At 65.3% G+C, this 19,295-nt stretch carries 18 protein-coding genes and 2 tRNA genes; 12 read left to right on the forward strand and 8 right to left on the reverse strand.

Going from position 1 to position 19,295, the window contains the following annotated elements; all coding sequences use genetic code 11:
* Window positions 1–95 precede the first annotated feature (95 nt).
* On the reverse strand, window positions 96–1,067 hold the full coding sequence (gene ytfQ / locus CXR43_RS06535) for a galactofuranose ABC transporter, galactofuranose-binding protein YtfQ (protein WP_103333246.1): 972 nt from the start codon (window positions 1,065–1,067) through the stop codon (window positions 96–98).
* Between the two features lie 562 nt (window positions 1,068–1,629).
* On the opposite strand from ytfQ, the gene CXR43_RS06540 reads away from it, so the two are divergent.
* From CXR43_RS06540 to CXR43_RS06550, 3 genes are read left to right on the forward strand one after another with little or no spacing between them, the layout of a single operon-like run.
* Complete coding sequence (locus CXR43_RS06540; protein ID WP_168219767.1) at window positions 1,630–2,673, forward strand: glycosyltransferase family 2 protein; 1,044 nt, start codon at window positions 1,630–1,632, stop codon at window positions 2,671–2,673.
* Window positions 2,674–2,682: 9 nt separating this feature from the next.
* Window positions 2,683–4,992, forward strand: coding sequence for a rhamnan synthesis F family protein (locus CXR43_RS06545; RefSeq protein WP_246831293.1), 2,310 nt, complete (start codon window positions 2,683–2,685; stop codon window positions 4,990–4,992).
* The gene (locus CXR43_RS06550; RefSeq protein ID WP_103333248.1) at window positions 4,989–6,551 is read left to right on the forward strand and encodes a glycosyltransferase; all 1,563 of its coding nucleotides are present in this window, start codon (window positions 4,989–4,991) and stop codon (window positions 6,549–6,551) included. The genes CXR43_RS06545 and CXR43_RS06550 overlap by 4 nt, the downstream gene beginning before the upstream one ends.
* On the opposite strand, the gene CXR43_RS17835 is transcribed toward CXR43_RS06550, so the two are convergent.
* From CXR43_RS17835 to CXR43_RS06565, 4 genes are all read right to left on the reverse strand, one after another.
* Window positions 6,526–7,233, reverse strand: a complete 708-nt coding sequence (locus CXR43_RS17835) for an LbetaH domain-containing protein (protein WP_103333249.1) — start codon at window positions 7,231–7,233, stop codon at window positions 6,526–6,528. The two genes, CXR43_RS06550 and CXR43_RS17835, sit on opposite strands and share 26 nt — an antisense overlap.
* Before the next feature lie 11 nt (window positions 7,234–7,244).
* The gene (locus tag CXR43_RS06560; RefSeq protein WP_168219768.1) at window positions 7,245–8,357 is read right to left on the reverse strand and encodes a DegT/DnrJ/EryC1/StrS family aminotransferase; all 1,113 of its coding nucleotides are present in this window, start codon (window positions 8,355–8,357) and stop codon (window positions 7,245–7,247) included.
* Between the two features lie 182 nt (window positions 8,358–8,539).
* Window positions 8,540–8,666 (reverse strand) — tRNA-Cys (locus tag CXR43_RS17840).
* A 31-nt stretch (window positions 8,667–8,697) separates the two neighbouring features.
* Window positions 8,698–9,324, reverse strand: coding sequence for a hypothetical protein (locus CXR43_RS06565; RefSeq protein ID WP_103333251.1), 627 nt, complete (start codon window positions 9,322–9,324; stop codon window positions 8,698–8,700).
* 847 nt (window positions 9,325–10,171) lie between these two features.
* On the opposite strand from CXR43_RS06565, the gene CXR43_RS06570 reads away from it, so the two are divergent.
* The 4 genes from CXR43_RS06570 to CXR43_RS06585 all read left to right on the forward strand — a co-directional run bounded on the left by CXR43_RS06570 (window position 10,172) and on the right by CXR43_RS06585 (window position 13,814).
* Window positions 10,172–10,774, forward strand: a complete 603-nt coding sequence (locus CXR43_RS06570) for a hypothetical protein (RefSeq protein WP_146036487.1) — start codon at window positions 10,172–10,174, stop codon at window positions 10,772–10,774.
* 323 nt (window positions 10,775–11,097) lie between these two features.
* Window positions 11,098–11,505 (forward strand): hypothetical protein, encoded by a 408-nt coding sequence (locus CXR43_RS06575; RefSeq protein ID WP_103333253.1) that lies wholly within the window; start codon window positions 11,098–11,100, stop codon window positions 11,503–11,505.
* Window positions 11,486–13,360, forward strand: coding sequence for a phage major capsid protein (locus tag CXR43_RS06580; RefSeq protein ID WP_103333254.1), 1,875 nt, complete (start codon window positions 11,486–11,488; stop codon window positions 13,358–13,360). The genes CXR43_RS06575 and CXR43_RS06580 overlap by 20 nt, the downstream gene beginning before the upstream one ends.
* A gap of 64 nt (window positions 13,361–13,424) precedes the next feature.
* The gene (locus CXR43_RS06585; protein WP_103333255.1) at window positions 13,425–13,814 is read left to right on the forward strand and encodes a hypothetical protein; all 390 of its coding nucleotides are present in this window, start codon (window positions 13,425–13,427) and stop codon (window positions 13,812–13,814) included.
* Window positions 13,815–13,887: 73 nt separating this feature from the next.
* Here CXR43_RS06585 and CXR43_RS06590 read toward each other — a convergent pair whose 3' ends face one another.
* Window positions 13,888–14,238: a hypothetical protein gene (locus CXR43_RS06590; RefSeq protein WP_103333256.1), complete on the reverse strand. Its 351-nt coding sequence runs from the start codon at window positions 14,236–14,238 to the stop codon at window positions 13,888–13,890.
* A complete protein-coding gene (locus tag CXR43_RS06595) occupies window positions 14,231–14,773 on the reverse strand; it encodes a hypothetical protein (protein WP_146036488.1) in 543 nt (180 codons plus the stop codon). Before CXR43_RS06595 ends, CXR43_RS06590 begins: the two co-directional genes overlap by 8 nt.
* A gap of 148 nt (window positions 14,774–14,921) precedes the next feature.
* Between CXR43_RS06595 and CXR43_RS06600 the strand changes: the two genes are divergently transcribed.
* From CXR43_RS06600 to CXR43_RS06610, 3 genes are all read left to right on the forward strand, one after another.
* Window positions 14,922–15,164, forward strand: coding sequence for a helix-turn-helix domain-containing protein (locus tag CXR43_RS06600; protein WP_103333258.1), 243 nt, complete (start codon window positions 14,922–14,924; stop codon window positions 15,162–15,164).
* A 220-nt stretch (window positions 15,165–15,384) separates the two neighbouring features.
* Window positions 15,385–15,633, forward strand: a complete 249-nt coding sequence (locus CXR43_RS06605) for a hypothetical protein (RefSeq protein ID WP_103333259.1) — start codon at window positions 15,385–15,387, stop codon at window positions 15,631–15,633.
* A complete protein-coding gene (locus CXR43_RS06610) occupies window positions 15,620–16,690 on the forward strand; it encodes a tyrosine-type recombinase/integrase (RefSeq protein ID WP_246831295.1) in 1,071 nt (356 codons plus the stop codon). Before CXR43_RS06605 ends, CXR43_RS06610 begins: the two co-directional genes overlap by 14 nt.
* A gap of 74 nt (window positions 16,691–16,764) precedes the next feature.
* Here CXR43_RS06610 and CXR43_RS06615 read toward each other — a convergent pair.
* Window positions 16,765–16,838: transfer RNA gene (locus tag CXR43_RS06615), tRNA-Cys, on the reverse strand.
* A gap of 106 nt (window positions 16,839–16,944) precedes the next feature.
* Between CXR43_RS06615 and corA the strand changes: the two genes are divergently transcribed.
* Together corA and CXR43_RS06625 are read left to right on the forward strand one after the other, a co-directional pair.
* Window positions 16,945–17,910: a magnesium/cobalt transporter CorA gene (gene corA / locus CXR43_RS06620; RefSeq protein WP_103333260.1), complete on the forward strand. Its 966-nt coding sequence runs from the start codon at window positions 16,945–16,947 to the stop codon at window positions 17,908–17,910.
* 208 nt (window positions 17,911–18,118) lie between these two features.
* On the forward strand, window positions 18,119–19,285 hold the full coding sequence (locus tag CXR43_RS06625) for an efflux RND transporter periplasmic adaptor subunit (RefSeq protein WP_103333261.1): 1,167 nt from the start codon (window positions 18,119–18,121) through the stop codon (window positions 19,283–19,285).
* The last annotated feature ends 10 nt before the right edge of the window (window positions 19,286–19,295 follow it).

Genomic DNA, 19,295 nt, shown 5'->3' on the forward strand with positions numbered 1-19,295 from the left:
CCCGAGTCCTGCCCGCTATTAGGTCTTGTTTTTCACAGCCAAAGCAATGCTGTCGGCGGGATTTCCCCCGCCGACAGCTGCCGTTGCGGGGCAGATCAGTAGCCCAGACCCTTGCGGCGGTCGTATTCGCCCTGCGGATCATCCGCCGGGGTGTAGAGCTTGGATTCGGTGATGATGAACTTTTCAGGCATGGTGCCTGCGTTCAGGAACGCATCCAGCGCCTCGAATGCCGGGCCTGCCATGTTCGGCGTCAGCTCCACCGTGGCATTGGCCTCGCCTGCGGCCATGGCGGCAAAGATATCGGGCACGGCGTCGATCGACACCACCAGAATATCGCTGCCCGGCTTAAGGCCAGCATCCTTGATCGCCTGAATCGCCCCCACGGCCATGTCATCATTATGGGCGTAAACGGCGCAGATCTCGGCCCCGCCGCCTTCGGCCTTGAGGAAGCCTTCCATCACTTCCTTGCCCTTGGAGCGGGTAAAATCGCCGGTCTGGCTGCGGATGATGCTGATGTTGCTGGCGGCCGCGATGCCTTCTTCAAAGCCCTGCTTGCGGTTGATGGCGGGGGATGAGCCGACGGTGCCTTGCAGTTCCACCACCTTGCAGTCGCGGTCCCCCACTTCGCCCACCAGCCATTCACCGGCCACGCGGCCCTCTTTCACCTGATCGGAGGCGACGGAGGTCAGATACAGATCTTCGGGCGCGTCGATGCCACGGTCGAGCAGCACCACCGGAATTTCGGCCTCTTTCGCCTCGGTCAGCACCTCTTCCCACCCGGTCGAGACGACAGGGGCAATCAGGATCGCGTCAACACCTTGCGCGATGAAGCCCCGCAATGCCTTGATCTGGTTTTCCTGTTTCTGCTGGGCATCGGCGAATTTCAGATCGACGCCAAGCCGCTCGGCCTCGGCCCGTGTCACCGAGGTTTCCGCCGCGCGCCAGCCGGATTCGGACCCGATCTGCGAAAAGCCGATCACCTTGCCCGCAAGACCCTCGGCAGAGGCGGTTGAAGACATGAGTGCGCCGATGCCCGCGACCAGCGCGAGCTTTTTGATAATGGACATGAATCCCTCCCTAGGATTGTGCGGCAGACGTCTCCTCCCGTCGACCTGAGAGGAGGCTAGCAAAAGTAATACTATATGTAAAATCTAATGTGGGCCCTCAGGTTCGGCGCGAAAACAGGGGTTTTCTGCTGCTGTGCGGGGCGGGCAAGCCGTGTCCGGCGATGGGCAAAGCGCAGGTCAAGCCTTTGTGCTGCAAGGCTTTAAGTCTGCAAAGGCATCGGCTCTCCCATCTGCGGTCTCAAGGAGGCGCGGCAGAAGGGGCAAGGCATGCGGTGGTGCTTGCGCGGCCTTGCTCGGCAGGGTCTGGGGGTCCGGCCCCGCCCGAGGTGGCCCGGTGCCGATCCTTCGAGGCCATCCTGCCGCCGAATCACGCTGCCGTGATCCCGCGCCTCTGCTGTCGCAGGCATGACGTGCCCGGATCGCAACATCTTGTAAGTTTCCTTTGGCTGCGACACATCATGCCCGTTGGCCGGATGGACAGGACCGGCCTGAACCCGGACTGTAGCGCCAGAGGCCCGCCGGGCGGATGGTCTGGTCGCAGCCCGGCAAAGGGAGTGTGCCGTTGAAGATCCTTGCCTTCACCTGTGTGCGCAACGAAGGCCCGTTTCTGCTGGAATGGATCGCCTATCACCGGCTGATCGGCGTGTCGGATTTCGTGGTCTTTTCCAATGATTGCGAAGATGGCAGCGATGATCTGCTTTCCTGTCTGGCCGCGCAGGGCCTGCTGCGCCACATCCCCCATCGCGCAGCACCGGGCAAAAGCGTGCAATGGCAGGCCCTGCAACGGGTGGCGCGCGACCGCATGCTGGCGGGGATGGACTGGGCGATGTGTGTCGATGTCGATGAATTCCCCCTGATCCATGCGCCGGGGCACCGGCTGGCCGATGCCATTGCCGCCGTGCCAGAGGGCACCGATGCCATTGCCATGCCCTGGCGGCTGTTCGGGGCCAGCGGGCATGTGCGGTTTGACGACGCCCCGGTGACCGCGCAGTTCCAGCGCTCGGCCCCCGAAGACCTGTCCCACCCCATTGCCGCGCGCTATATCAAGACCCTGTTCCGCCCGGCGCGGTTCCACAAGCCGGGCGTCCACCGGCCAAAACGGCAGCCCACCGGCCCGCTGCCGGTCTGGGCCGATGGCTCCGGCCAGCGGCTGACGGATGATTTTGCCGCGCGCGAAGCCCAGATCGCCCTGCCCACCCTGACGCCCGGCCGCCGCATCATCGAGCTGAACCATTATTCGCTGCGCTCGGTCGAAAGCTTTCTGGTCAAGACCGCGCGCGGATTGGCCAACCGGACCGGCAAGGCGATTGACCTGAGCTATTGGGTGGAGCGGAATTTCAACACTGTCCGAAATACCGCCATCTCCCATTGGTCCGATGCCTTGGCGGCAGAGATGGCCAGGCTGCGGCAAGTGCCGGGGGTTGAGGCGCTGCACCAGCGCGGCTGCGACTGGCACCGCCAGCGCAGTGCGGCGCTGCTGCGCACAGAAGAAGGCTACCGGCTGTATTGCGATTGCCTGCATGCTGCCGATTCAGCCGCTTTGCCGCGCAATCTGGCGCTGCACCTCTACCGCGCCTTTGCCGAGTTGCGCGGGCCACAGGGCTAGGCGGTGGCGATGCACTTTCATATCGGCCTGAACGCGCGCCGGACCAATGCCGAAAGCTGGGGCGATCTGCCCTTTGCGCACAGCCTGGCCGAGGCCCTCGCGCAGATCGGCCATGCGTCGCAGCTGTTTTTCCGCGATGAAACCCCGGCGCTGACCGGGCAGCGCGATGTGGTCTTGCGCCTCATTGGTCCGCATCTGGATGAGCCGGTGCCCGGAGTGCCCAACCTTTTGTGGATGATCAGCCCGCCCAATATGGCCCCGCTGGCCTGTCTCGCACGCTATCAGGCGCTTTTTCTGGCCTCGGACGAATTGGTCAGGCGCTGTCTGGCAAGCGGTTTGACCGCCGTGCACCTGCCGCAGGCCACCGACACCCGCCTGTTCACCCCTGGGGCCGCGGGCGATCTGCCGGTGGATTTCGACATCAGCTTTGTCGGCAACCACGCGCCCCGCGCCCCGCGCCTGACGGTGCGGGCGGCGCTTGAACTGGGCTTTGATGTCAGGATCTGGGGGCAGGGCTGGGAGGGCGTGGTGCCCGACCGCCATCTGTGCGGCACAAGGCTGGACAGTGCCGAACTGGCGCAGGTCTATGCCCGGTCGCGCATCGTGCTCAACAGCCACATGCCCTATATGGCCGAGCTGGGCTTCATGAACAACCGCAGCTTTGACGCGCTGGCCTGTGGCGCGCAGGTGGTGTCAGACCCGGTGGCGGGATTCGCCGATCCGCATCTGCACGGGCTGCACCAATGCGGGGCAGGGGATGCGCTTGGCCCCTTGCTGAGGCGCCTCTTGGCCCCCGCCCCCAGCCTGCAACAGCGGGCGCGCGTCGCGGCCAGCGTGGCGGCGCACTACAGCTTTGCAAACCGTGCCGCCGTCCTTGCCCGCTGCGCGGAAGGGCTGCTTGAGCACAACGCGCGCGCCCGCCCGGCCTTTGCCCTGATGCCGCCACAGCCCCTGCGGGGGGCGCGGACGCCGGTCAGCCTGACCGATTGCCCGGACGGGGAGGAAGACAGCATCAGCCGGTTTGAGACCCGTCTGGATGCGCTGATCGCCCAGGGCCAGCCGGATGTGACCCTGATCCTGTCAGACCCCACATCCACGCCGCCGGGTTTGGGGGTGGAAGCGGCCATGCGCCGGGCGGCCCTGGCGGTGGGGCGCATCGGCGCAGTCATCGCGCGACAGGCCTCCTTTGCCGGGCTGACCGTTCTGGCCCCGCCCGATCACGCAGGGCAGGGCGTCATCCACGCCGGGATGCAGGATCACCGCGCCGCGCAATCCGCCGCGCTGAACCGGGCCTCCCCTGCGGCGCTGGCCACGCTGGCACCGCTGTGCGCCCGGGCGCGGCGGCTGCTGGAAAGCCCGGCCGGAGCCTGTCTGGCGCTGGCGCATGGCGATGACGGGCTGGACCCGGTGCAGACCGCCATCCGCCTGCTGACCAACAGGCCGCTCTATGCCCATACCCCCGCCGGCTTTTCGCGCGATCGGCAAAAGCGCCATCTGCGGCTCTGGCCGCGCAAGGCGCTGGCGCGCGGCGATCTGTCGGTCGGGGTGTTTCTCCATCTGTATTATCCCGACCTTGCAACAGTGTTTCGAAATCGCTTCGCGGCGCTGGACCTGCCCTACCGGCTCTATGTCTCAACCGACACGGCAGAAAAGGCGCGGGCGATCAGGGCAGAGCTGCCACAGGCAGAGCTGCGGGTGCTGCCGAACCGGGGGCGCGATATCTGCGGCAAGCTGGTCGGCTTTGCCGATGCCCATGCCGATCATGACATCGTGCTGCACCTGCATGGCAAGAAATCCCCGCATGCGTCAGGGTTGGACCAATGGCTTGACCATTGCCTGACCTGCCTGCTGCCCAACCGCGAAGAGGTGTTCCGCATCCTGTCGCTGTTCCAGTCGCTGCCCGACCTCGGCATGGTGGCCCCTCTGACCTACCGCTCGGTGCTGGCGGCGGCGCATTGGGGCGACAACCTGGAGATCGCGCGTGAGATTGCCGCGCGCATCGGGCCAGACCTTGCCCTGCCGCCCGATGCAGAGCTGGATTTTCCGGTGGGCTCGATGTTCTGGGCCAGGGCCGCCGCGCTGCAACCGCTGCTGGGGCTGGGGCTGACGGCCAGCCATTTCCCTGACGAATCCGGTCAGGTCGATGCCACCCCCGCCCATGCCATCGAACGGTTGCTGGGCGTGGTCTGTCAGGCGGGCGGCTACCGGATGATCCGGGTGGCGCCCCAGGCCAGCCAGCAGCACAAGGGCCAGCAGATCCTGGCCAGCCGCAACGAAGATGTGCGCCGCGCCCTGCACGCCGGGATGTTGGGCGCATGACCGCAGCCGATTGTCAGGGCTTTTTCGACGCAAGCCATTACCAGCGCCAGCTTGCCGCACCGGTGCCTGACCCGCTGGCGCATTTCCGCATGCAGGGCGACAGGCTGGGGCTTGATCCGTCGCCCTATTTTTCCACCCGCCATTACAAGGCGCGCTACCCCGACTGGCAGGCCGAAGGGGCCGCCACCGCGCTGGATGATTTTCTGGCGCGCGATGGGGCGGGGGGCTGGCGCAGCCCGCATCCGCTGTTCGACCCCGCCTCCTATCTGCGGCGTTATCCCGATGTTGCAGCGGCGGACCTGTCCCCGGCGGGACATTTCGCGCGCCATGGCGACTGCGAAGGGCGCAACCCGTCCGACGGGTTCGACGCGCGCTATTACACGCGCCGCTATCTGCGGCTGACCGACAGGTGCGCCTTTGCGCATTACATCGCGGCAGGGCAGGCGGCGGGCCATCTGCCAAGGCCCGACCCGCGCAGCGCCGCGCAATCGGCGGCAGCGGCGGCGCAGGCCGTGGCGCATCTGTCGCGCCCGGTCGTCCTTGGGGTGCATGACGCGCAAGAGGCGGGCACGCCGCTCTTGGTGCGCGACATGGCGAGGCTGCTGCGCAAGCGCGGCCATGCGCCGCTCTTCGTGCTGCGCGACGGTGGCCCATTGGTCCCCGATCTGGAACGCCTGGGCCCGGTGTTCGTGCTGGCCGATGGCTGGGATGTGGCGGGGCTGCTGTCTGGCATCGGGTCCGGTGTTCCGGCCCTTGTCCACAGCGCCGAAGCGGCCTTCATTGCCGGTGCGGCCGCGCAGGCCGGGCTGCCAACCGCGCTGATGATCCACGAGATGCGCGGTTATCTGGCAGCGCGCGGCCTGTTGCCGGACCTGATCGCCGCCCAAGGCGCCGGCGCGCGGCTGATCGCGTCTTTTCCCCGCATGGCGACGGCCCTCGCCCCCGATCTGGGGCCGCTGGCGGTACAGTCTCCCGGTGCCGCGCTGCCGCCCGCGCCCCTGTCGGCTTTCCGCCGCTGGCACCGGCAGCGCGCCGGGCGGGCGCTGTTTGTGGGGGCAGGGCTGGCAGACCATCGCAAGGGGTTTGACCTCTTTGTGCAGGCCGCGCAGGACATTCAGGCCCAATGCCCCGATGCGGTCTTTGTCTGGCTTGGGGCAATGACCGACTGGTCGCTGTCCCTGGCAGAGGCGGCGCGGGGCAAGGGCCTGCCGCTGATCCTGCCCGGCTTTGTGCCCGACTCGCTGGCCTGCTATGCGGCGGCAAGCGCCTATCTGCTGACCTCGCGCGAAGATCCCGGGCCGACGACCCTGATCCATGCCACAGCCACCGGCACGCCCTTCGTCGGCTATGGGGCCGACATTGGCCTGCGCGGTCTGATCGATCCGCTGGGGCAATTCGTGGCCTGCGACGACAGGGCAGGGTTTGCTGCGGCGGCGCTGGCCTTCGCGCGCAGCGAAACGCCGGCCGCGCGGCGCAAGCGTCGCGCGATGCTGCGCCCCTATCTGGATCCGGAGCGCTATCTGGACGCGCTCCTTACCCTGCTCCCCGGCCCTTCCTGACCAGCGCCTGCAGCCGCGCCCAATCGCGCAGCGGCATCGCCGGGTTGCCCATCATCCGCGCGCCCGCCGGCACGTCGCGCAGGACAACCGCCCCCACCCCGATCACCGCGCCGTCGCCGATCTGCAATGGCCGCCCCGGCCTGCCGTTGCAAAGAATGGCGCCAGACCCGATGGTGGCCATGGCACCGACATGCACATGGCCATTCAGGATCGACCCGATGGCAAGGGTCGCAAAATCACCCACCGTCACATCATGGCCGATCGCCTGCGCCAGCACCTGCACCCCGGCCCCCAGCACCACATTGGGGCTGATCGGCGTTTCGGGATAGATCACGCAGCCCGGCCCCACCTGCAGATTGGCGGCCACCAGATCGGGCCTGCGCCGGATCGCCGTGGCCAGCACCGCGCCTTCCTCTGCCAGCCGCGCCGCAATCCTTGCCCGCACCCGCCCGTCGCCCATCGACAGGAGCACCGGCACCTGCGCAAAGCGCGCGGCACGCTCGGCCCCCGAGATCACCGGCACATTCAGGGCCGGATGGAGGAAACCATGGTCCAGATCATCGACCACCGCCCGCAGGCGCACCCTGTCCTGCCACAGGCCCTGCAGCACCATGAGGATCATCTGGCTGTGGCCGCGCGCGCCGTAAAGCACCACCTCGTCGAACGCTTCGACCCCCTGCATCTGCCCCTCCCTCATCCCAGCACCCGCCGCACCGCCTTGACCACCCGGTCCACCCCCGCGCGCCCCATCGCGCCGTAGAGCGGCAGGGACAGGTAATGTCCGGCCAGCGTCTGTGCAACGGCGCGGGCGCGGCTGCTGTGCACCACCGCGCCCTCAAACATCGTGCCCGGACCGCAGAGCAGCGGAAACGGCGCGCGCGGCAGGATATCATCGGCCTGCAGGCTGGCGATGGTGGCATCGCGCTGCTCGGACGGCATCACCAGCGTGTAATACAGATGGCTTTCGCTGCTGCCGGGGCGGGGCGGCAGCACGCTGGCCCCCGGCATCCCGGCAAAACCGGCGTCATACCAGCGCCGCAGCTGACGGCGCGCCGCCCTTTCTTGCGCCACCCGGGGCAGCACCGCCAGCCCGAAGGCGGCGTGCAGGTCCGACATCTTGGCATTGATCCCGGGGCCGGTCATCTGCCCCCCGTCCAGCCCGAAGTTGCGCAGTTGGGCCAGCTTTGGCGCCAGCCCCGCCTCACGCAAGACCACGGCGCCACCCTCTGCCGTGCTCAGCAATTTGGTGGCATGCAGCGACAGCGCGCTGGCATCGCCCGACAGACAGATGTTGCGCCCCGACAGCTCTATATCCGGGGCCTGTGCCGCATCGAACACCAGCCAAAGCCCATGGCGGCGCGCGATATCCTCCAGCGCGGCCACATCACAGGCGATGCCCTGAAAATGCACCGCCAGAATGGCCACGCTGCGCGGGGTGATCGCGGTCTCCACCGCCAGCGGGCAGAGCGTGCCAAACGCCGGCTCCACATCGGCAAACACCGGCCTGAAGCCGCACCAGTCGATCGCCTGCACCGAGGCCGCAAAGCTGAGCGGCGGGGTGATCACCTCGCCGCCCCGGGCCAGGTTGCCCAGCCGCAGGGCCAGCATCAGTGCCATGGTGCCAGAAGACACCAGCGATACATGGCCGCCCAGGTCTTGGCGCAGTGCCGCTTCCAGCCGGTCATGCAGCGCGCCGCCATTGGTCAGCTGCGCCGAGCCAAAGACCGGACCCAACAGCTGCTCAAGATCCTGCTGTCGCGGCATCAGGGGCCTGCCAAAGACAATCGGGCCGGGGCGTTCTGACATCAGGCCTTGCTCTCCTACAGACTGGCCCCGCATCCTGGCCGCAAACCCGGCACCAGCGCAGGCACCCGGACCCGCGCCGCGCCCGCTTGCCCCATCTGAACCGCTTTCAGGCACAGGTTCAACACCCCCTGCAAGGGGTGCATGCCGCGCGGGCACTGGATCAACCAATTGATAAAGGAATATGGAGGCGGGTATCGGAATCGAACCGATCTTCACGGATTTGCAATCCCACGGCTTTCGTTGAAATGTAAGGGAAATTCTTCAAAAGGCATCGTTTTGGCCCTTCCTGAAATCAACGGCTTAGCTGCCCCATGCAAAACGACTAAGGGGGAACCTGCGGCTAGGGATGGGCAACCTTATAGGCCCGCGTTGCCGCAATCACGTCTTGGACCGTGCCAAGTGAAAGCTTAGCGAGAGTGCGGTAGTAGTGCCCTTGCGTCGTCGCAAGCTCGGTGATGTGGACAGTGTTGCGCAGCTTGCGCAGTTTCGTCACGGCCCCTTTCTGGGCTGGTGTCAGGATACCTTCCTCGCCTGCCACTTCGATCAACCACCAAAAGTTTCTCTTAGTGATTTGTGCCGGTGCCGTCGCAGCATTCCAGCCAATATTGTTCCCCGCTCTCGCGGGGCCACCGTCCTTGGTCAGATACTTGGTTCCCGTCATGGCGTTGCCTCTGATGCCATGCAGAATGCAGTCACTAAGCAAAGCTTCGCAGATTGACCCGTAGTCGATAACTTGGGTGCGGACGTGCGCAATGGATTCATCGCCTTGCACCAAGACGCTCAATCCCAGCTTATACAGCCACCTAGCCCCGTAATGGGTTTGTGCCAAATACCTGCGCAACGCCGGATCTGCTACATGTGCAAACTCAACGGCTTCCAAATCTGCGACCGCGCGAATATCTGCACGGCAGAAATCCACGAACGTATTGATTGCAGCCTGACCGAATTGCTCTTGGATTGTTGGCATTTTCCCCGCCTATGCTGATGCTTGGCAACCATAGGTATGACCACCCTGCAACGGCAAGCCCCTTCCTACTGGCATCTCGGGTAGACTCGAAGTGGTCCAACCGTCGCGCGCCATCTTAGAAGTTTGGAATGATCTGTAGCGGCATCGTTCCACTACGCCCTGCCCCGGAAGAGTAGCGCGTTAGCGGCCCGCTTCGCACCTTGCTCAGGTCTGGCGGGCCGCGTCGTTTCGGGCGCTCGCCGCGCCACCCGCACCCTCTCTGCCCCGCGCCCCCTTGTTCCCACACATAAACCGATCTGCCCCGATCTTTGACCGGGGGAAGAGGAACAATGCCGCCCGGCGTTCGCCGGGCGAAGAGGATGCGAGGCGGAAGCGGGGGCTTGCGGGGCAGTTTGGGGCAGGTGCTGCCCCGAGGGGGTGGGGTTTGGGGCAGGCTTGGGGCAGGAATTTTGCCGATTAAATGTCGTTTTTCTATTTGTTTTTATGATCTTAGATATTCTTTGGGGCAGATAGGGCAGGTAATCTATACGCCGAACCTAAAAAACTTGAGGAAACAAGGAATTTGTAGGTCCGACTATAGGGCTTTGTTGCCCCAACTGCCCCGATCTGTCGCAAGCCCATGACACTAATGGGAAAAGGCCGAGATTGAAGCTGCCCTGCCGTTGCCCTGTTCCGGGGCAAGGCTTGCCCCGAGGCCCGTCACCACGGGTCTGGCCGGGCGCAAAGTTGTGTGTTGCGTTGTGTGACCATAACCGCCCGGTGCTGTTGGGGCGCGTTAGCTTTCATCTGGCATGTCTGATCTTGCCGCGACTTGAACCAGTCGCCACAGGATAAGGACGCCGAAGCGATGCAAACCGAAAAGCGCCACCCGATTGCCCATGCGCTGCACATCATCGGCACCGGGCGGACCACGCTCAACAATTACATTTACGGGCCGGGTGCTATCCTGTCCGCGATCTTTGGCGAGGCGGGCGAAAGCCTTGAAGATCACATCGGCCCCAACCGCGCGCCGGTCTGCGAAAATCAGCGGTGGCTGCGCCGCTATCTGACAGACGAGGCGGTGGTGGTGCTGTCCATCGGCTTCCGGCTGATCCGATACGGGGTCAAGGCTGAAGAGGCGTTCCGGCTGGGCTTCCGCTTTGCGTTCGGCACCGATGCGCCCGAGGGCCATCCGGTGCGGTGGTCGCCCCTCTACCCCGAGGGCGAAACCATTCTGATTATCAACTCTCCCAGCCCGATCACGGAAGACGCAGGTGGCCGCACGGCCTTTGCCTTTGTCGGTGATCGTTACCATGGCTCCATGGCAGAGGCCGCGCGACTGGCCGGGCATGAGGAAGAGGGCGAGCCGCTGGTGGTGCTGAACCTCTCGCACCTTTGCCGCTCAATCGCGCTTTGGCTGGGCGAAGACCCGACAACCTTCATGCGCCCGGCGGCGCAGGTGGCCGCGTGATGCTGGCCGCGTTCAATTCCTTTCGGGCGGGTTTGGAAGGCTTCCCGCCCGGATCAGTCGGCGCGGTTGGGGAAACACGCGCTGGCACCTTGCGGGCAGGGAAGGCGGGGCAGGACCGTTCTTTGGTGGAAGAGCGTCCCGCCTTCCCGTTCGCATCTTTGGACCCGGCACAAATCGCCCTAGACTCGGCCCCCCACCCCCCCTTTGGGTCCTTCCCCCATAAGCAACGTGGGGTAATTCGCGGCCACGTTACTTTGGGCAGTCTGAAGATTTTGCAGGCTGGGTGTTTGCATTGGGGTTGTTGTAATGAAAGGGAAAATCGGATGCTGCGGCATGAAGTGAACCAAAAGACCCCGCCCGGATTTGTGGCGGTGGATCGGGCGGACGTGGTGGCGGCCTGTCTGGCCGTGCTGATCCGCGAATTGCATGGCCTCGGCCTGAAGCGCGAGGTTGCGCTGGCCGTTCTGCGCGATGCGGCCGACCGGATCGACGCCGCCCTGACCCGTGGGCCGCGCGCCCTTGTGCTTTACCGGCTGGACCGGAAAGCCCCGGTGGGCATCGTGTCGGATGATGACGCCCGCCTCGCCACCTTCACCGCCGAGGCCGAAGCCTCGGGTGCGGGTCTGATCGGGGTGAATCCCTATCGGGTCGCCGTGCTGGCCGCCAAGGCCAAGGCCGAGGGCTGCGCCACCGTGAAACAAGGAGGGCAGTATGACCGCGCGCTTCACTGACATGGGCGCGGGTGCCGGGGATGCGGCAACCCGCATCGGCGCGGCCGTGCTGGCCGAGGTGCAGGCCGAAGGGGGCGACGACCGCACCGTGGCGCTGTCGTTTTCCTCGGAAGCGCCGGTTCTGCGCGACTACAGCTTTGGCCCCGGCTGGGAAGTCCTCGGCCACCGGCCCCAAGAGGTGGACCTGTCGCGCATTGCGGCGGGCGCTGTTCCGCTTCTGAAGGACCACCGCCGCGACCTTGATTCCAAGGTGGGCACCGTTGCCCGCGCATGGATCGAAGGGGCGCGGGGGAAAGCCATTGTCACCTTCGCCGCTACCCCCGAGGGCGAGGCCATGCTGGCCCGCGTTCGCGCGGCCGAGGTGCAAAGCGTGTCTGTCGGATACGCCGCCCATGCCTTTGAGGTGGTGGGCGATCTGGAAGGCGTCCCGGTGGTTCGCGTGACCGGCTGGGAATTGCTGGAAGTCTCTCTTGTCGCCACCCCTGCCGACCCTTCCGTGGGCATCGGCCGTTCGTTTACCCCCGCCCTGAAAGGATCTTCTATGACCACCCCGAACCCCGCTGCGCCGGTCAATCCGGCCCCTTTCGCCTCGGCCACGGCCGCGATGGAAGCCACTCGCGCCGAACGCCATCGCGTCCGCGAAATCGAAGCCACCGCCCGCCAAATGAACATGCCCGGCGACATGCTGGCCGCCGCCATCGAAGACGGCACCACCCTGGCCGATTTCCAGCGCCAAGCCCTTGACTTCATCGGGTCCGATACGGCCACCGCCACGCGCCAGCGCATGTTTGCCCCGGCGATCCGTCGCGGTGGCGAACGCGAATACAGCCTGACCCGCGCCATTGCCGCCGAACTGTCGGGCAACTGGTCGGACGCGGGCTTCGAGCGTGAAGTGGCACAGGAAACCACCCGCGCCGTGGGCAAGTCCGCCTCGGGCTTCTATGTGCCCCCGGCCGTGTTCGGCCGCGCGGTCATCACCACGGCCACCGCCCCGGCGCTGATCGGCACCGATCACATGGCTTCGGCTTTCATCGACGCCCTGCGCCCGGAGGTTGCCGTGATGGGCCTCGGGGCCACTACCCTGCCGGGTCTGGTGGAAAACGTGTCGATCCCGCGCATGGTGTCGGGCACCGCTGCCGAGTGGATCGGGGAAGACGCCGCTGCCTCCGAGTCCTCACCTGTCTTCGACAGCGTTCCACTGACCCTGAAGCAACTGTCTGCCCGCAGTCAGCTTTCGAGGCGGCAACTGAAGCAGTCCCTGCCGGGACTGGACGTGCTGTTGCGCAATGACCTGCGCCGGTCCATCGGTATCGAACTGGACCGGGCGGCAATCTCGGGCGCGGGTAGCGCCACCGTGCTGCGCGGCATCCTGAATACCGTGGGCATCGGATCGGTGGCAATCGGTGCAAATGGCGGGGTCCCGCACTTCCCGTTCCTGACCCGGCTTATGGCCGAGGTAGAAGCCGAGAACGTGGCAGGCACGTCCTATGGCTGGCTGACCAACCACTTTGTGAAGGGGACCCTGCTTTCCACCCAGACGGCGGACGGCGCGCAACAGATGATCCTTCAGCGGATCGGCACCGACTGGACCATCGCAGGTTACAAGGCGGCCTTCAGCAATCTTGTGCCTTCGGATGGTGAAAAGGGCACCGGCGAAGACCTGTCGACCCTGATCTTCGGCAACTGGTCGGACCTGCTGATCGGCCAGTGGGGCGGCATCGACATTGTGGTCGATGACGTGACCGAAGCCGCCAAGGGCAACGTGCGCATCATCGCCCATTCGGAATGGGACATTGCCGTGCGCCATGCGCAATCCTTCGCCGTCATCACCGATGCCGTGACCGTCGCGGGCTGATCCTGCGGCACCTGCCCGCCCCACCTCGGGGCGGGCTTTCCCTCAATTTCGGAAAGGGCCAGACATGGCAATCATTCACGGAAAGGACGGGGTGGTGAAGATCGGCGCAGCCGATTTTGCCCACGTCCAAAGCTGGAATCTGGACGTGACGGCCGATGTGGCCGAAGCCTACAGCATGGGTGAAGAGTGGAAGGACGCCGGGGTTGGCGTCAAAGGCTGGTCGGGGTCGCTGGAATGCTACTATGATCCGGCGGACACAACGCAAAGCGGCCTCGATGTGGGCGACGTGGTGGCGCTGAACCTGTATCCCGGCGGGGATGCGACCGGGGCGCGCTACTTCAGCGGCAACGCGGTGGTGTCCGGGGTGCCCCTGTCGGGGGCCAAGGACGGGTGGGTGTCTGTCACCTTCAACTTCACCGGCAAGGGCGCGCTGGCCTCGGCCACCGCCGCCTGACGGCCGCCCCCCGGCTTCTCTGCCCCTTTCGCGGATCGGGGCAAGGCGGGGCGAAAGGGGGGCGCGAATGCCTTCACATGGGCGCGGGGATAAGCACTTCAGGGCGGCCGCCATGCGGCCGCTTTGTCATTTCCAACCTCGGCCGTTCCGGCCGCAGGGCGCGGCTTTCCAAGGCCAGCATGGCACGGGCTTGCGCAAGCTGGCCGGTGGCCCAGCCGATGCCCTGCCGGGTCACGATATAGCGCCCCGGTGCCACCGGGTGAATGAAGCCCTGCCGTAGCGCCATGCCTACGGCCATATCAAGGCCGAATGGGTCAAGCCCGGCCGCGTGGGCCAAGGGCACCTCCGGGGCTTCCTGCACGGCCGCCACCGCGCACAGGAAGTCCAGAAGGTTCCGGTTGCGAAAGCCCCGCCGCTCACGCATCAAGCCGCCCTGCCATCTGCGCCTTCTCTGCCTCTTCGCCGGGTCCGGGGATCACGCCGCCCCATGCCGTCAAGCGCCAGATGCGTTCCCGATGGGTGCGGGCGGCCTGCGCGGGCATCACCTCGGCCCGCCCGAGCCGCAACAGGGTGACGGCTGTGCGCAGGCGCGACATGGCCCCGCCGTTGCGGGTGGTGGCCGGATCGGCGGCAAGCTGGACGAAGACCTGTTCCGCGTCTTCGATATTGACCGCGACTGTCAGCATTCCCCGCGCCGCGCACTCCTGAAGCCCGGCCCAGATGCCCGCCGGGGTCAGGTTGTATTCTTCCCCGGCCGAGGCAAGGTCGATCCATGCGGAAAGCTGTTGCAGGTTTTCGATCCGTTCACGGGCGCAAAGACTATCCATGGCGTCCGAGAAGTCCACCGACAGGGCGAAAAGCCCGGCGGCCGTGTATTCGTTCAAGCTGATCTGTCTGCCGTCCGAACGGGCAAGGCGGGCCTGCATGGCCGTGTAAGCGCTGCGGTCAAACTGTAGCATTTCCATGTGTCACCTTTCTGCGTTGCGCATAGCTTCGCCGGGGCCGAAAAGCAGGGGCTTTCGGTGTTGTTGTGGTTCCCGATTTGGGCTATCAATGTTTTTCGTTGATAGACTCGCGGCCTCTTGCCGTCAATGAAAAACGTTGATTATGACCCCAGCACAATCCCGAGCCGCGCGTGGCCTTCTTTCGATGACACAAACCGGGCTGGCGAAGGCCGCCGGGCTGGGGCAGTCAACGGTAATTGACTTCGAGAAAGAGCGGCGAACTGTTTCAGATCAAGCGGTTGCCGCGATCCGCGCGGCGCTGGAAGCCGCTGGGGTGGAGTTTATCCCCGAAAATGGCGGGGGTGCCGGGGTGCGCTTGGCCAAGCCCGGTGGCGCGGGCGCTTAGCAGGCTTTCCCTAACACTACCCTAACGAAAACCCGCCGCGCGCTGCAAATCTGACCCGATTTCCTTAACCGCACCTTGCCGCCTTGCCTTGCATTTTAGGCACATCAAGACGTTTGCAGGCAGGTAGGTGACATGCGGAAGGCGGCACAACGGCAATCGACATTTCTTTTGCACGATGCTGCACTATCGGCGGCCACCCCTGCGTCGGAGGTGAAAGAACATGCCTGAATTGATTTCTGCCGAAGACCTTGCGCGCCAGATGCTGTTTTCTGGCGTCAATGGCGCATTCCGCGACTGGTGCGCACTGATGCGCATTCATCCGGTGCCTGGACGGCGCGGTGTCTATGACCCGGCGCTTGTGCGGCGCAGATTGGATGAAGCGCAAGGGGTGTTGCAGGGCGAGAGCGCGGCCTCGGCCATGGGCGCGGGTCTGGTAGCCCAGAGAAGGGCGCGCCGTGGTGCAGCGTAATCGCCAGCGCCTTCCGTCCGAGATTAACCGGGTCCGGGCCAAGCTGGCGGACGGATCGGTGAAGTATTACTTCTATCTGCGCGGCCGAAAGGATGCGCGGTTCTGGACCGATGCCCACCCCAACCCGACCGATCCGGCCCTCTTCGCCGCCTACGTCGAAGCCCAGAAGCTGGGCTTGCCAAAAGGCGGCAACCTGACGCCCGCGATGGTGGACGCCTATCTGTCTTCGGCCGAGTTTAAGAGCAAGCGCCCGAGGACGCAGCTTGACTATCGCACATGGGCGCTGCGCTTCGCGGAAGAGTTTAAGAACGACCCCGCCGCATTGTTTGAAGAACCGGCTTCGCGGGGCGAGGTGAACGAATGGCGGCAAAAGTGGTCCTACTCGGCCAAACAGTTTGACTATGCCGGAACCGTCGTCACGATCATTCTGAATTGGGCGCGGGATGCTGGCAAAATCCGCGAACACCATTGCGACCGACTGCCCAAGGCATACAAGGCCGACCGGGCCGAGGTGGTCTGGACGCAAGACGACATTGCCGCCTTCACCGCCAAAGCGCCAGCATGGGCGGCGCGCATCCTGTTGACCGCCTGCGAAACCGGCCTGCGCCCCGGCGATCTGATCCGCCTGTCTCGCAGCCATATCGAAGACACGCCCGCCGGGCGGCGCATTCGGATCAAGACCAACAAGCGGGGGCAGGTGGCCCATATCCCGGTCTTGCCGCGAATGGCCGAGGTGATTGACGCAACCCCGAAGGACCAACTTCTGATCCTGTTGAACGTCAACGGCCGCCCGCTGACCGAAAGCCGCGCTTCGCAGGTGGTGCGGGAATGGCGCGACAAGGCGGGCCTGTCCGAGACGCTGCGCCTTCAGGATGCGCGCGGCACAGCCGCCACGCGCCTGTTGAATGCGGGCCTGACCCTTGCGCAGATTGCATCCTTCATGGGCTGGGGGTTGCGCCATGCGCAGAACGTCATTGAACACTATACGCGCATAGCGCCCGGCGAATCCGACACGGTTCTGGCGGCCCTGACCGCTGCGAAACGGGGTGGAGCGTGAACGGATTTGCAAAACGTCTTGCAAAATGCCCGCCCGAAGGCGCAGAATTTTTCGGCTAAGTCATTGGAAAGATTTGGAGGCGGGTATCGGAATCGAACCGATCTTCACGGATTTGCAATCCGGTGCATAGCCTGCCTGCCCACCCGCCGTTCAGGGGTCAAGTAGCGCAGCTGGGCCGGGCATGCAAGACCCCAGTTGCGGGTCTGGCATCCCGGATTGCGCCTGTGCTAGCACTTGCGAAACAGGAGTGCGTGATGATTTACGGCTATGCAGGGCAGGACGGGCGGCTGGTGGCGCTGACCCAGGACATGCCGCAAACCGCCCTCTGGCTGGATCTGGTGTCACCGGACCAGGGTGACGAGCAGACACTGGAACAGCATCTGGGGCTCGACCTGCCCACGCGCGAGGATATGGAGGAGATCGAGCAATCCTCACGGCTTTATGCCGAGGATGGGGCGCTGTTCATGACCATCCTGCTGCCAGCCAACAGCGAGGGCGATGCGCCCGACGTGGCCCCGGTCACGCTGGTGCTGACACCGCGCCAGCTGGTGACCATCCGCTACCACGCGCCGCGTGCCTTCGAGATGTTCGTGCAGCGCGGTGCCAAGGGCGGGCTGCCCTGCCATGGCCCCGAGCAGGTGATGCTGTCGCTGCTGGATGTGATGGTGGACCGGCTGGCCGATGTGCTGGAGCGGGTGGGGCGCGATATCGAGGGGATCTCGCGCCGTGTCTTTGCCAAGGACGGGGCCCAGGCGCGCAAGGGCAATGGCTGGCGCGCAGTGCTGGAGGAAATCGGGCGCAAGGGCGACATGGTCTCGGTGATCCGCGACAGTCTGGGCACGCTGGACCGGCTGACGGTGTTCTGGGGCCAGCGCCTGCGCGACGCGCCGGACACCAAGGATCTGCGGGCAAGGCTGAAGGATCTGACATCGGATGTGCGCGGGCTGGAGGATCATTCGGCCTTCATGGCGCAGAAGATTAGCTTTCTGATGGATGCAACCCTTGGCCTGATCGGGATCGAGCAGAACGGCATCATCAAGATCTTCTCTGTCGCCTCGGTGGCTTTCCTGCCGCCGACCCTGATCGCGTCGATCTACGGGATGAACTTTGCGGTGATGCCGGAACTGGGCTGGCCCTATGGCTATCCTGCCGCCCTTGGGGTGATGGTGCTGTCTGCCGTGGGGCCCTATCTGTATTTCCGGCGGCGCGGCTGGTTGTAGCTGCGCTGCCTGGGCCCGGCTGCGTAAAAATGCGGCATTCCCTGTGGGAGGCGCAGAACAATGTTCAAATTTGCAGGGTCGGCTTCGCGTATGGGCCAACACTGCTGTATTGATATTGTTGCCTTCAGGTTGCACTAAGGGCCGGAAAATCACGCGCCGGACCGTCTGCTGACGCGCCTGCGCTTTCGTTGGAAGCGAGACTTCATCCATGGCAAAACGTCTTATCATCGCGGTTATTCTGCTGGGCCTGATCGTGGGCGGGATCGTGTGGTTCAACTCTTTCCGGGCCGGCATGATCGCCGAATTCATGGCCGGGCGGGTGCCGCCGCCGGTTCCGGTCACCGTGCAGATGGTAGAGCCAGTGACATGGACGCCGGGGATCGACGCGATCGGCACCGCCATTTCTGCGCGCGGCGTCGATCTGGCGATTGAATCGGGCGGGCTGGTCCGGTCGGTGAACTTCACCTCGAACGAGGCCGTGACCGAAGGTCAGGTTCTGCTGGAGATCGACGATGACAGCGAACGCGCCTCGCTTGCCGCCGCCGAGGCGGCGCTGGGCGTGGCCCAGACAGAATCGCAGCGCGCCGAGACCCTGACAGAACGCGGGGTCGGGACTGCCAATTCGGTCGAAACCGCACTGGCACAAGTGGAAAGCGCCCGGGCGCAGGTGGCGCAGGTGCGCACAGCGCTGGATGCCAAGACCCTGACCGCGCCCTTTGACGGTGTCATCGGCATTCCGCGCGTCGAACGCGGGCAATATGTGACCCCCGGCACGGTCTATGCGACCTTGCAGGATCTGAATCAGATGTATGTGGATTTCACCGTGCCCGAACAGCAGATCGGCGCGCTCACTCTGGGGCGGGCCATTTCGGTCAGCACCCCGGTTGCCGATTTTCAGGCCGAGGGCCGGATCTCGGGCATCGAGCCGCAGGTCGATCCGCGCACCCGTCTGGTTTCGGTGCGTGCAGTGGTGGACAACACCGACGGCAGCCTGTTCCCCGGCCAGTTCCTGCGGGTGCGCGTGGCCCTGCCAGAAGAGGCGGGCGTGATCACCGTGCCGCAGACGGCGGTGATCTCCAGCCTGTACGGCGATTCCATCTATGTGGTGCAGCCCGAGGGCGAGGGGCTGAAGGTCGAGCAGGCCTTCGTGACACTCGGCCGCCGGTCGGGCGACCGGATCGAGGTGGTGGCGGGCATCGCTGCCGGCGATCAGATCGTGACATCGGGCCAGAACCGCCTGTCCAATCAGGCGGCTGTGGTGATCGACGACAGCGTGAGCCTGTCGCCCGCCGCCCAAGGCGCAACCGCCACCCCTCAGACGGCTGCCGAACCGTCCCCTGACGCCGCCGAAGCCGCCCCCGCGGCCAGCGAATAGGAGAGCCAAG

The sequence above is a fragment of the Pseudotabrizicola formosa genome (assembly GCF_002900965.1).
Classification (GTDB): Bacteria; Pseudomonadota; Alphaproteobacteria; order Rhodobacterales; family Rhodobacteraceae; genus Pseudotabrizicola; species Pseudotabrizicola formosa.

Bases quoted from the DNA above. Each gene is read 5' to 3' on its own strand.
- ytfQ (WP_103333246.1), bottom strand. From the start codon at position 1,067: ATGTCCATTATCAAAAAGCTCGCGCTGGTCGCGGGCATCGGCGCACTC.
- CXR43_RS06545 (WP_246831293.1), top strand. From the start codon at position 2,683: ATGCACTTTCATATCGGCCTGAACGCGCGCCGGACCAATGCCGAAAGC.
- CXR43_RS06550 (WP_103333248.1), top strand. From the start codon at position 4,989: ATGACCGCAGCCGATTGTCAGGGCTTTTTCGACGCAAGCCATTACCAG.
- CXR43_RS17835 (WP_103333249.1), bottom strand. From the start codon at position 7,233: ATGCAGGGGGTCGAAGCGTTCGACGAGGTGGTGCTTTACGGCGCGCGC.
- CXR43_RS06560 (WP_168219768.1), bottom strand. From the start codon at position 8,357: ATGTCAGAACGCCCCGGCCCGATTGTCTTTGGCAGGCCCCTGATGCCG.
- CXR43_RS06565 (WP_103333251.1), bottom strand. From the start codon at position 9,324: ATGCCAACAATCCAAGAGCAATTCGGTCAGGCTGCAATCAATACGTTC.
- CXR43_RS06570 (WP_146036487.1), top strand. From the start codon at position 10,172: ATGCAAACCGAAAAGCGCCACCCGATTGCCCATGCGCTGCACATCATC.
- CXR43_RS06575 (WP_103333253.1), top strand. From the start codon at position 11,098: ATGCTGCGGCATGAAGTGAACCAAAAGACCCCGCCCGGATTTGTGGCG.
- CXR43_RS06580 (WP_103333254.1), top strand. From the start codon at position 11,486: ATGACCGCGCGCTTCACTGACATGGGCGCGGGTGCCGGGGATGCGGCA.
- CXR43_RS06585 (WP_103333255.1), top strand. From the start codon at position 13,425: ATGGCAATCATTCACGGAAAGGACGGGGTGGTGAAGATCGGCGCAGCC.
- CXR43_RS06590 (WP_103333256.1), bottom strand. From the start codon at position 14,238: ATGCGTGAGCGGCGGGGCTTTCGCAACCGGAACCTTCTGGACTTCCTG.
- CXR43_RS06595 (WP_146036488.1), bottom strand. From the start codon at position 14,773: ATGCTACAGTTTGACCGCAGCGCTTACACGGCCATGCAGGCCCGCCTT.
- CXR43_RS06600 (WP_103333258.1), top strand. From the start codon at position 14,922: ATGACCCCAGCACAATCCCGAGCCGCGCGTGGCCTTCTTTCGATGACA.
- CXR43_RS06605 (WP_103333259.1), top strand. From the start codon at position 15,385: ATGCCTGAATTGATTTCTGCCGAAGACCTTGCGCGCCAGATGCTGTTT.
- corA (WP_103333260.1), top strand. From the start codon at position 16,945: ATGATTTACGGCTATGCAGGGCAGGACGGGCGGCTGGTGGCGCTGACC.
- CXR43_RS06625 (WP_103333261.1), top strand. From the start codon at position 18,119: ATGGCAAAACGTCTTATCATCGCGGTTATTCTGCTGGGCCTGATCGTG.